Below are 11,425 nucleotides of genomic sequence, written 5' to 3'. Positions count from 1 at the left end.
ACAAGTTACGAGCGATCACTCGTCGGCTCTGGTACACAGCACGCCTCTGTGATAATTTAAGAGAGTAATAAAGATACGTGCGCGTAGCGTGCCTTCGGCATCACCTTATCTAAAAATCATACTTTAATTCAGCAACGCCGTAGTTTCTATTGCCCCAGATTGGATGATTGAAATTATTTCACCCGAACAAAGTCAGAGTAGAATTATAAAAAAAATAGTCCTTGCTCTTGAATATGGTTGTAAGTTAGCATGGATAATTGATCCTAAAGAAAAAATTATTTTCGCTTACTATCCTCAACAAGTAAAGTTTTTTGACGGCGATTCTGATGTATTACCAGTACCTGATTTTGTTAAAGCCTTAAAATTAACTAATGGAGAGATTTTCTCTTGGTTAAAATTTTAGTAAAAAAATACAATGGAATCAAAATTTAATTTACCTCGTCAACGTTGGAAATTTTACCCTCAAAATCCTTCTTTAGTTAAAGATTTAGTGCATCGTTTAGGATTATCTCCCATAATGGCTCAAGTTATTTTAAATCGTGGCATGGTTAATTTAGAAGAAGCACAAGGCTATGTTAATCCTGAAATTATCGATTTACCCTCTCCTTTAACGGAATTTCCTGATTTACCTAAAAGTATTGAAATCCTGAAAAATGCCATTGCTTCTCACCAAAAAATAGCTATTTGTGGTGACTATGACGCTGATGGGATGACTAGCACCGCTCTATTATTGAGAGGTTTAAGACATTTAGGCGCTCAGGTAGATTATGCTATTCCTAGTCGCATGACTGATGGTTATGGTATTAATCGTCGTATCGTGGAAGAATTTAAGCTAGAAGGAGTTAGCTTGATTTTAACCGTTGATAATGGTATTTCTGCTTATGATGCCATCGCAAGAGCTAAAGAGTTAAACTTAGAAGTAATTATTACAGATCATCACGATTTACCGCTAAAATTACCTCCTGCCGATGCTATTTTAAACCCGAAATTATTACCAAAAGATTCTCCTTATGCTGGTTTAGCTGGAGTTGGTGTTGCTTACGTTTTAGCCGTCACCCTAGCCCAAAATTTAAACCAATTACAAGGTTTAACAAAATCTCTTTTAGAATTATATACCGTTGGGACCATAGCAGATCTTGCACCCTTGACAGGTGTTAACCGCCGTTGGTTAAAAAGAGGTTTAAAATTATTACCCCATTCTGATATTTTAGGTATTAAAGCCTTAAGCACATTTGCAGGAATTGGAGGAGAAAAAAAACTCTTAAATTCAGATGATATAGGCTTTAAAATTGGACCTAGAATTAACGCCATTGGGCGAATTGGAGATCCTCAAATTGTTATTGAATTACTCACCACAGAAGATGAAGAAATTGCTATGACAAGGGCAATGGAATGTGAGCAAACTAATGAAACTCGTCAAAATTTATGTAAAGAAATTCAACAAGAAGCTATTAAAATAATTGAAGAAACTCCTTTAAATTGGCAAGAAGATCGAGTATTATTAATTATTCATGAAAATTGGCATCATGGAGTAATAGGAATCGTTGCATCTCGTTTATTAGAAAGATATGGAGTTCCTGTTTTTATCGGTACTTATGAAGAAGAAAAACCTAATATAATAAGAGGTTCGGCTAGAGGAATTGAAGAATTTAATGTATTTTTAGCTTTACAATATTGTGATGATTTATTAGAGAAATATGGTGGACATAAAGCGGCAGGAGGATTTAGTTTTAATCGTGAAAATTTACCATTAATTCATAGTAGATTAAGAGATTTTTCTCATCAAAGTTTAATACCTGAATATTTGCAACCTTTAGTAAAAATAGATGCAGAAATAACCTTCAACGAAATAACTTTTAATTTATTTCAAGAAATTGATAGTTTATATCCTTGGGGAATAGAAAATAAAACCCCAACTTTTTGCACTTCTAATGTGGAAATTATTGAGCAAAAATTAACAAAAACAGGAGAACATTTACAGCTAAAATTACTACATAATGGCATCACCTTAAAAGCCATTGCTTGGCATTGGAATCCTTATTATCCTTTACCATCAATGGTTGATATAGCTTATAAATTAAAAGAAAATGAATGGCAAGGGGAAAAATCTATTCAATTAGATGTTATCGGCGTTAAAGAATCTCGTCATCAATAAATTTTCATTCTCAAATATTCTATTGTTCAATTTCAATATTTCTGTTATATATGTTAGTAGAGAACAAAATTGAGAGAATTTTTATGTTGTCTCTGGACTTACCCAGTACTGCTTTTAGTGAAAAAATACAGCTTACCAGTCGTATTTTATTGATTGAAGACGAAGAATTGATTAGAAATATGATTGCTTTGAATCTCGAAGAAGAGGGATACGAAGTAATTAAGGCAAATAATGGTAGAGAAGCATTAAACATCCTTGAGCGTCAGCATTTGCAAGGCTTTGGGGATAATATTGACATGGTAATCTTAGATTTAATGTTACCTGAAGTTAACGGTTTAGATGTTTGTCGTTTACTGCGTTATCGTGGTAATATGATTCCTATTTTAATTTTAAGTGCTAAAGCCGCCGAAACTGATCGAGTTTTAGGTTTAGAGGTTGGCGCTGACGATTATTTAACTAAACCTTTTAGTATGCGAGAATTAGTTGCTCGTTGTCGTGCTTTAATAAGACGAAATTCTGTAAATAATAATATCTCTGAATCTGTGCGTCAATTTAAAGATATTTCATTATTTCCTGATGAGTGTCGAGTTATGGTGAGAGGACAAGAAGTTAATTTGTCACCGAAAGAGTTTCGTTTATTAGAGTTGTTTATGACTTATCCTAAAAGGGTGTGGGATAGAGAGCAATTAATTGAAAACATTTGGGGTGCAGATTTTATGGGAGATACTAAAACCGTTGATGTGCATATTCGTTGGTTAAGAGAGAAATTAGAGAAAGATGCAAGTCATCCTGAATATTTAATCACCGTGCGTGGATTCGGTTACAGATTTGGTTAATAAATTAAAACGAATATAGCAATATATTGTTAGTGGTGAGAATTTTCGCCTCCTAACCTCCAACTTTAGGGGAAGTTAACTTATTTTCTATGACAATATATTGTTAATGGTGAGAAATTAGTGTTGAATTAGTCATCAGCTATTAAAAGCATCTAAAATTCTCATAAATGATTTAAAATTATTATATTCATTCTTGATTGTTAATGGATGTTATATTTTTTATGTGGGTTGACTGTTGGCTTAATTCTTTATGTTTGGAAATCTTATCAAATTAATGTTCAATTAACGGAAATTTTACACTTATTATCACCATTTGAAGCGGTAGATTCTCTTTCAAAAATAGCCCAAGTTAGACGAAATGTTAATTTACTTAATAATCAGTTTTATTATACTCAATTAGAGTTGGATTTACATCATTATCTAATTAAAAAAATTCCCCTTGGTTATTTAAGAATAGACGAAGAAAATCGCTTAATTGAATGTAATGAAGAAGCAAAAATATTATTGCATATTCAACGTTGGAATCCTGAAGTATTAAGGTTATTTTTGGAATTAGTACGTTCTTATGAATTAGATCAATTAATCCAACAAACGAGAAAAACTCAACAAAATTTAGTAATAGAATGGCAATTTTTCCCGACAACTAATTATGTTTTAGAAGATGAAAATAGCCTAGAAATAGAAAATTATAAACCAATTTTTTTAAAAGCCTATAGTTATCCTTTACCGGCTGAACAAGTTAGTATTTTTATTGAAAATAAACAGCTAATTAAAGAGTTATCTAATCGCCGAGATGAGGCTTATTCTGATTTAAGTCATGAATTGAGAACACCTTTAACTTCTATGTCTTTATTAGCAGAAACCTTGCTTAAATATACTGATGATAAAGGTAAAATTTGGATGCAACAAATGTCTCAAGAAATTAATCGTTTAATTGATTTAGTACAAAATTGGTTAGAAATTTCTACCTTAGAAAAAAATCCTTATGAGACGCTAAAATTTCAAAATTTAGATTTAAAACAGTTAATTTTATCAGCATGGAAATCATTAAAAATATTAGCAGATCAACAACAAATATCTTTAGAATATCAAGGAGAAGAAAAAATTGTTATCTGTGCAGATCTTAACCGTTTAACTCAAGTATTTGTTAACTTATTTGATAATAGTATTAAACATAGTTATTCAGGGGATTTAATTACAGTTAAAGTGGAAATTAAAGAGAATAGTTATAATGATAAATTTTTAGTAATAAATGTCATTGATTCTGGTACAGGTTTTAATGATAATGATTTACCTTACATTTTTGAGCGACTATATCGAGGAGATAAATCGAGAGTAAGAAATGCAGGAGATGGTAGTGGTTTAGGGTTAAGTATTGTTAAACAAATTATTGAAGCTCATCAAGGTTCAATTACTGCAAATAATCATCCTGAAACTAAAGGTGCATGGTTTAAAATTGTCTTTGCTTTTAATAAATTAATTAGTAAAAATTGATAGGTTTTAAAAGTTACTAAGTAATGAATAATGAATAATGAATAATGAATAATGAATAATGAATAATAAATAATAAATATTGGATCAATAATCATAAGAGTTTTTTTTATTCACGAATGATTGATTTTGTTTTGTCAAAGGTGCATAATTCTATAAGTAAAATAAGCCCATCTTCCCATGAATCAACCTTTGTTAGAAATTATTAATCTTCGAGTTGCCTATCCATCGACTAATGATAATGAGAATACTGTTAGTTGGGCAGTTAATGATGTCTCTTTTAATTTGAATTATGGTGAAATTTTAGCTCTAGTGGGGGAGTCTGGTTGTGGAAAATCAACTCTAGGCAAGGCTTTAATGGGTTTATTACCTGAAAATTCTTTGGTGGAGGGGAAAGCTAATTTTAAAGGGGAATCAATTTTTACCTACGATAAGGCAGCGTTGCGCAAATTCAGAGGGGAAGCTGTAGCTTTAGTATTTCAAGATCCCATGACAAGACTTGATCCTTTAATGACTATCGGAGATCATTGTTTAGAAACCTTAAAAGCGCATCAACCACAATTATCTTCATCATCGGCTAAGGAAAAAGTCTTATCTACCCTTGCCACTGTCAAAATTTCTCCTGAAAGATTTAATCAATATCCCCATGAATTTAGTGGCGGAATGCGTCAAAGAGTTGCTATTGCTTTAGCTTTATTATTAGATCCCAAGTTAATTATTGCCGATGAACCCACTACGAGCCTTGATGTTACCATTGCTTCTGAAATTTTGGAAGAATTAACGTCTTTGTGTCGTGACCGTGATATGGCTCTATTATTAATCTCTCATGACTTAGCTATGGTGGGTAAATATTGCGATGGCATAGGTGTAATGTATCAAGGGAAAATGGTAGAAATGGGTAAAGTAGCAGATGTAATCTATTCACCAAATCATGAATATACAAAATTATTATTAGCGGCGGCGTTTCATTTACATCAACCAACGGAATTAATTAATCAGGAAAATCAAGAAAACCAGACAAAAACAGCATTATTAGAACTAAAAAACCTTAAACAATACTATACTCTTGAAACTAACTTTACTCAGCAAATTTTAGGTAAAAAACCTGAAACTATTAAAGCTGTAGATGATCTTAACTTAAAAATATGGACAGGAGAAATTTTAGGTTTAGTGGGAGAATCTGGTTGCGGTAAAAGTACTCTTTCCCGAACTATTTTACAGCTAATTCGTGCTACTGCTGGTCAAGTTAATTTCGACAATTGTGATTTAACCACTTTATCAGAGAGAAAAATTCGAGACTTACGAAAAGAAATACAAATGATTTTTCAAGATCCTCATGCTTGTCTTAACCCCGTAATGACTATTGGGGAGTCTATAACCGAACCTTTATTAATTCATCGATTGGGAAATAATGAAGAAAATAGACAACGAGTTGAGAAAATGTTACATAGAGTAGGATTAAATCCTCAAGAATATTATAATCGTTATCCTAAAGAACTTTCAGGAGGGCAACAACAACGAGTAGCCATAGCACGCGCTTTGATTACTAATCCTAAATTAGTGATTTGTGATGAGCCTGTTAGTATGTTAGATGCTACGGTACAAGCACAAGTATTGGATCTCATTTTAGAATTAAAAGCGGAATTTAATCTTACTTACTTATTTATCACTCATGATCTTTCTGTGGCAAGGTTTTTATGCGATCGCATTGCGGTAATGAATCAAGGGAAGATAGTAGAATTAGGAGAAACGGAGGAAATCTTTACCAATCCGCAGAATCCTTATACTAAAACACTTTTAGCGGCGGCACCCCAATTTTTAACGTCCATAAATCTTCATTAATTCTCGTCGTAAATCTAAAAAAATATCTCGACGAATGTAAGGATATTCCCCTAACCATAACTTATGAGCTGGAATATAAACATCAGTAATTTGAGCGATACGCATAAAATCAGGGTCATTTGATAATAACAAACCCTCTACACTTTGCCCACGATTAACAACTTTATGAATGCGCTTTATCGGAGTAGTAATAGTGGTACGAAAACCAGTTTTATCACCAATGTCAATATTAAATAATTTACGGCGATTTTCAACAATAATTGCCCTACCTAATTTATCGATAGCGGACTCTTCATTAATTAATTCTTCCGTCAAATAAACATCTAAAACCTTACCACGCCAAAAACTAATATAGCGATAACGGCGCAATTTTCTATTTCTAACACTAGCCCAATAGATTGGACTCCAAAGCCAGTATAAACCAAAAATAACTCGAAAAATTAGAGAAACATTATCTCCAGATCTACCAAAAAATGAACCTAATAACCAAAAAAATAAAATCCCCACAAGAGAGATAAATAAATTTTTTAAAAAAGTCGCAAAATTTGCCCAATAATGAGTGTATTGACTCCCCGTTGCCACCGCAGGAATTAAGTCGTTAATAGCTTCTTGTTTAAGTGGAATCAACATAATAATTAGTAATTAGGAATTAGTAACTAGGAATTATAAATTAATTTAGCTATGAGCTATCAAATACTAATGCACTCATGGAAAACTAAATAAAATTCCTGATTCCTGATTCCTGATTAAATTAATGAACTAAATCGAAATCTAAAGCTTCCATAATGGTTTTATTATAGATAATACGTCCGGGGGTTGTATGTACATATTGAGCGATTTGTTCACCCTCAGCAGTTTCCCGCACTTTACGCCCTTGATAATATTTCCACACACTACCATCAGAACAAGTTTCCTCTTTTTCTAGTACATTATCACCTTTACCAGTTTGTACTTGCCCTTCAAAACGAACCCAGACATAGGCGTGTAAATCCACTAACCCTTGTTCATAGGCGCGTAAAGCATCATCGAGGTTACTAAAATAAGTACCTTCTCCTTTGGTAGCCGCAGGATTTTCTGCTGTGAGATAATAACAACCTAAAACCATGTCTTGAGATGGAGCAATAATAGGTTTACCCGTAGCAGGAGACAAGATGTTATGACAAGCCATCATTAACAAACGAGCTTCTGATTGTGCCTCAATGGAAAGAGGAACGTGTACAGCCATTTGATCTCCATCAAAGTCAGCGTTGAAAGGAGGACATACTAAAGGATGTAATTGAATAGCTCTTCCTTCTACTAACACAGGTTCAAAGGCTTGAATACCTAAACGATGGAGGGTGGGCGCACGGTTTAATAATACGGGATGTCCTGCGATTACTTCTTCTAAAACCTTCCAAATACTAGGATCTGTTTTTTGGATCATTTTTTTCGCTGCTTTGATGTTATTAACCACTCCTAAACGGATTAAGCGATTAATCACAAAGGGTTGAAATAACTCAATAGCCATTTCTCTGGGTAAACCACATTGATAAATTTCGAGATTCGGACCTACTACAATAACCGAACGTCCAGAATAATCAACCCGTTTACCGAGTAAGTTTTGACGGAAACGCCCTTGTTTACCTTCAATAATATCAGATAAAGATTTGAGGGGACGACTATTACCACCAACAACCGTTCTTCCTCTTCTACCGTTATCAATTAAAGCGTCAACGGCTTCTTGTAACATCCGTTTTTCGTTACGGATAATAATTTCTGGTGCGAGAATTTCTTGTAAACGATTTAAGCGATTATTACGGTTAATAACACGGCGGTATAAATCATTTAAGTCAGAAGTAGCAAAACGTCCACCATCTAACTGAACCATGGGGCGTAAATCAGGAGGAATTACGGGGATAACACTTAAAACCATCCATTCAGGTTTAGAACCAGTGGCGATAAAATTATCAATTAACCGTAATCTTTTGATTAATTTTGCTCTTTTTTGCCCTTTACTACTAACTATTTCTTCTCTTAATCTTTCGGCTTCTTCTTCTAGTTGTATTTCCTGTAAAAGACGCTCTACGGCTTCAGCGCCAATACCAACTTCGATGCCTTCTAACTCAGAGTCTTCTGCATAGATTTGCTCTTCAATCTCCATCCATTGATCTTCAGATAGTAATTGACGATAACTCAAGTTAGTTGCATTACCCGGATCTAGTACAACGTGGGAATTAAAATAAACTACTTGCTCCACATCCCGCAAAGGCATATCTAGTAAAATACTAAGATAGCTGGGAATACCCTTTAAGTACCAAACATGAGTGACAGGTGCGGCTAGTTTTATATAACCCATGCGATGGCGGCGAACTCTTGATTCTGTTACTTCTACACCGCAACGTTCACATACGATTCCTCTATGGCGTACTCTTTTATATTTCCCACACCAACATTCCCAATCTTTAGAAGGTCCAAAAATTTTCTCACAAAATAACCCATCCATTTCTGGTTTTAGGGTACGATAATTAATGGTTTCGGGAGTAGTTACCTCACCTACTACAATTCCATTAGGAAGTGTTCTTTCACCCCATTCTCTAATTCTTTCAGGAGATGCGATGCCAATTTTAACGTAGTCAAACTGTCTTTGTTGTTGATTTGTCATGCTATTTCCGCGCTTACTCAACCCTTTAGTTATATTCAGTTACCAATGATATGATGTGCAATGATTAGTTGCAGAGATCTATACTATCATTTTTCTTACAAAAAGCAAAAAGATCCTTTTATAAGTATTCTTCGGTTTGATGATGATATTTTCTTTAATACTATAATTGTTAACCTATAAACCATTAAAATAAATAACAGATTATTATGGGAGTTTAATTATGACAAAATCCCCTTCTGCTGGTGGTGGTTTACTTGTACTTAAATATTGGCTAGAAAAAAGTGTATTTCCTGAAGGTGTCAAAATTTGGGAAAAATTGAACCATAAAAGTAGTTGTTTATCCTGTGCTTAGGGTACGGGAGGGCAAAAGGGAGGTTTTCTCAATCAAGAGGAGAAATATTTGCAACGTTGTGGGAAAAGTTTAGAAGCGATTGCCGCAGAATTACAAGAAGCCATTAAAGCGGATTTTTTTCAACAATTTACGATACAGTTAGATTCTCAACAGTGCGATCGCCTAGGTAGATTAAGCTATCCTGTAATTTTAAGAAAAGGTAGTAATCACTATGAAAGAATTAGTTATAGTTTAAAATAAAATATCAAGAAATTATTAATTATGTTGAGTGTTGTTAATGAATTAACAAATATAGTTGATTATGTTAGATTTCATATCTCAAGATAAGCTACGGAGGATTTGCATTTTCAAACTATAATCAATTAAAAAGTATTTTTAGACAAAAGTGATTTTATGAAATATAAATATACAGCAAAATATACTCAAATTCCTTCGGGCTATATGGGGCAAATTATTGAATGGCAAGACGTTATTACAGAAGGGGAAAATTTGTCAGAATGTCGTTTAATGTTAGAAGATGCTTTAAAAGAAATGATTTTAGCGTATCAACAACAAGGCAAAACAATCCCTTTAACTAATGATGTCATTGAAATTTTATCGGTTGAGGTTGCTTAATGTCTGTAACAAGAAAAGAGTTGATCAAATACTTGGAAATTAAAGGTTTTTATTTGTTGAGAGAAGGCGGTAATCATTCTATTTATACTGATAATGACAAGACAATTCCTGTAAAAAGACATAAAATTTTTGATCGAATTACTGCCAATCAAATTTGTAAACAAGCAGGATTATCTAAGAAGTTTTAAAAAACAATTATTATTACAACATCAATGATGAACTAAAATCAGAACAAAGTTGATCCAGAAACAATTACATTAAAAAATTAACTATTAATTATGCACTTAACTATCGGTTGGCTTTATCCTAAACTAATGAGTACTTATGGCGATCGAGGAAATGTTATCTGTTTAGAGCGAAGATGTCAATGGCGTAACTTAGAGGTATCTGTGTTACCGTTAGATCAAGATACAAACATAACAACTTTTTCAGAATTTGATATTATTGTCGGCGGTGGTGCGCAAGATAGACAACAAGAAATTGTTATGCGTGATTTACAAGGAGAAAAAGCCGAAATTATGAAAGAAAAGATAAATAAAGGTATCCCAGGGGTTTTTACTTGTGGTTCTCCTCAACTACTAGGAAATTACTATGAACCTGCCATAGGGCAAAAAATCAACGGTTTAGGTATTTTAGATTTAGTGACGAAACATCCAGGGCAAAATGTACCTCGCTGTATTGGTAATGTAGTTTTTGATATTGTGGCTTCTCCTCTTAATGAAGATTTAAAAGAAATATTTGGAGAATCCCCCACTGTAGTCGGTTTTGAGAATCATGGCGGCAGGACTTATTTAGGGAATGTGTCGCCTTTAGGGAAGGTGGTTAGTGGTAATGGTAACAATGGAGAGGATGGTTTTGAAGGTGCTTTTTATCAAAATGCCATCGCAACTTATGCCCATGGCCCACTTTTACCGAAAAATCCTTTCTTGGCAGATTGGTTAATTATCAAAGCCATAGAACAAAAGTACGAAGAAAAAATTACTTTAACTCCTTTAGATGATACTTTAGCAAATCAAGGGCGAAAAGCAATGTTAAAACGAATTTTAAAAGGATGAAGGTATCAAGAATTATGGAGTATACAATCATTTAATACAATAGAATTAATTATGCCAACAATATTTTAACTCCCAATTCTATCCATCCATTGATTACTGATTTTTTTGCCAATTTGTGGATAAATTTTCTCCAATTCCGCCATGAGTGAATCAATAATCATTAATCGAGTCCATAATGATTTCCTATTCTCTATCTGTCAAACTACTGGAGTAAATCATGGTATCTATTACAACATTTTTTTATAATATTGTAATAGATACCAAATGGGTTCTATAAATCAAGATTTTGATTGATTGTTAGGCGTTGCTGAATTAAGGTATGATTTTTAGATAAAGGGGTCAAATTATCAAAAATAAAAAAATGATACAATGTCCAGAGTGCGGGTCTAAACATATTCACAAAAATGGAATTAAAAAAGGAAAGCAAAATCATCTTTG

The 11,425-nt window shown here is 33.2% G+C and carries 10 protein-coding genes and 1 pseudogene; 9 read left to right on the top strand and 2 right to left on the bottom strand.

Going from position 1 to position 11,425, the window contains the following annotated elements; translation table 11 throughout:
• Window positions 1-148: 148 nt before the first annotated feature.
• From ACEW8E_RS01845 to ACEW8E_RS01825, 5 genes are all read left to right on the top strand, one after another.
• A complete protein-coding gene (locus tag ACEW8E_RS01845; protein WP_373478637.1) occupies window positions 149-403 on the top strand; it encodes a Uma2 family endonuclease in 255 nt (84 codons plus the stop codon).
• A 12-nt stretch (window positions 404-415) separates the two neighbouring features.
• On the top strand, window positions 416-2,155 hold the full coding sequence (gene recJ / locus ACEW8E_RS01840; protein WP_373478636.1) for a single-stranded-DNA-specific exonuclease RecJ: 1,740 nt from the start codon (window positions 416-418) through the stop codon (window positions 2,153-2,155).
• 83 nt (window positions 2,156-2,238) lie between these two features.
• Window positions 2,239-2,991 carry a winged helix-turn-helix domain-containing protein gene (locus ACEW8E_RS01835; protein ID WP_373478635.1) on the top strand — a complete coding sequence of 251 codons (753 nt, stop codon included), beginning with the start codon at window positions 2,239-2,241 and terminating at the stop codon, window positions 2,989-2,991.
• A gap of 207 nt (window positions 2,992-3,198) precedes the next feature.
• On the top strand, window positions 3,199-4,485 hold the full coding sequence (locus tag ACEW8E_RS01830) for a sensor histidine kinase (protein ID WP_373478634.1): 1,287 nt from the start codon (window positions 3,199-3,201) through the stop codon (window positions 4,483-4,485).
• A 177-nt stretch (window positions 4,486-4,662) separates the two neighbouring features.
• The gene (locus ACEW8E_RS01825; protein WP_373478633.1) at window positions 4,663-6,324 is read left to right on the top strand and encodes a dipeptide ABC transporter ATP-binding protein; all 1,662 of its coding nucleotides are present in this window, start codon (window positions 4,663-4,665) and stop codon (window positions 6,322-6,324) included.
• Here the strand turns inward: ACEW8E_RS01825 and ACEW8E_RS01820 are convergent.
• Together ACEW8E_RS01820 and ACEW8E_RS01815 are read right to left on the bottom strand one after the other, a co-directional pair.
• Window positions 6,301-6,954, bottom strand: a complete 654-nt coding sequence (locus ACEW8E_RS01820; RefSeq protein WP_373478632.1) for a phosphate ABC transporter permease — start codon at window positions 6,952-6,954, stop codon at window positions 6,301-6,303. The two genes, ACEW8E_RS01825 and ACEW8E_RS01820, sit on opposite strands and share 24 nt — an antisense overlap.
• Before the next feature lie 121 nt (window positions 6,955-7,075).
• Complete coding sequence (locus ACEW8E_RS01815; protein ID WP_373478631.1) at window positions 7,076-8,965, bottom strand: DNA-directed RNA polymerase subunit gamma; 1,890 nt, start codon at window positions 8,963-8,965, stop codon at window positions 7,076-7,078.
• Window positions 8,966-9,185: 220 nt separating this feature from the next.
• Here ACEW8E_RS01815 and ACEW8E_RS01810 point away from each other — a divergent pair.
• From ACEW8E_RS01810 to ACEW8E_RS01795, 4 genes and pseudogenes are all read left to right on the top strand, one after another.
• A pseudogene (locus ACEW8E_RS01810) lies at window positions 9,186-9,545 on the top strand (oxidoreductase); the annotation flags it as partial.
• 165 nt (window positions 9,546-9,710) lie between these two features.
• Window positions 9,711-9,932 (top strand): type II toxin-antitoxin system HicB family antitoxin, encoded by a 222-nt coding sequence (locus ACEW8E_RS01805; RefSeq protein ID WP_373478630.1) that lies wholly within the window; start codon window positions 9,711-9,713, stop codon window positions 9,930-9,932.
• Window positions 9,932-10,120, top strand: a complete 189-nt coding sequence (locus ACEW8E_RS01800) for a type II toxin-antitoxin system HicA family toxin (RefSeq protein ID WP_373478629.1) — start codon at window positions 9,932-9,934, stop codon at window positions 10,118-10,120. Before ACEW8E_RS01805 ends, ACEW8E_RS01800 begins: the two co-directional genes overlap by 1 nt.
• A 90-nt stretch (window positions 10,121-10,210) precedes the next feature.
• Window positions 10,211-10,987 (top strand): type 1 glutamine amidotransferase, encoded by a 777-nt coding sequence (locus ACEW8E_RS01795; RefSeq protein WP_373478628.1) that lies wholly within the window; start codon window positions 10,211-10,213, stop codon window positions 10,985-10,987.
• Window positions 10,988-11,425: the final 438 nt, after the last annotated feature.

It is taken from the genome of Geminocystis sp. (assembly GCF_041753295.1).
Taxonomy (GTDB): Bacteria; Cyanobacteriota; Cyanobacteriia; order Cyanobacteriales; family Cyanobacteriaceae; genus Geminocystis.
The sequence above is the reverse complement of the archived record's forward strand: the minus strand, read 5'-3'. Positions and strand labels throughout refer to the sequence as shown.

Bases quoted from the DNA above. Each gene is read 5' to 3' on its own strand.
- ACEW8E_RS01820 (WP_373478632.1), bottom strand. From the start codon at position 6,954: ATGTTGATTCCACTTAAACAAGAAGCTATTAACGACTTAATTCCTGCG.
- ACEW8E_RS01825 (WP_373478633.1), top strand. From the start codon at position 4,663: ATGAATCAACCTTTGTTAGAAATTATTAATCTTCGAGTTGCCTATCCA.
- ACEW8E_RS01800 (WP_373478629.1), top strand. From the start codon at position 9,932: ATGTCTGTAACAAGAAAAGAGTTGATCAAATACTTGGAAATTAAAGGT.
- ACEW8E_RS01815 (WP_373478631.1), bottom strand. From the start codon at position 8,965: ATGACAAATCAACAACAAAGACAGTTTGACTACGTTAAAATTGGCATC.
- recJ (WP_373478636.1), top strand. From the start codon at position 416: ATGGAATCAAAATTTAATTTACCTCGTCAACGTTGGAAATTTTACCCT.
- ACEW8E_RS01805 (WP_373478630.1), top strand. From the start codon at position 9,711: ATGAAATATAAATATACAGCAAAATATACTCAAATTCCTTCGGGCTAT.
- ACEW8E_RS01835 (WP_373478635.1), top strand. From the start codon at position 2,239: ATGTTGTCTCTGGACTTACCCAGTACTGCTTTTAGTGAAAAAATACAG.
- ACEW8E_RS01795 (WP_373478628.1), top strand. From the start codon at position 10,211: ATGCACTTAACTATCGGTTGGCTTTATCCTAAACTAATGAGTACTTAT.
- ACEW8E_RS01830 (WP_373478634.1), top strand. From the start codon at position 3,199: ATGTTATATTTTTTATGTGGGTTGACTGTTGGCTTAATTCTTTATGTT.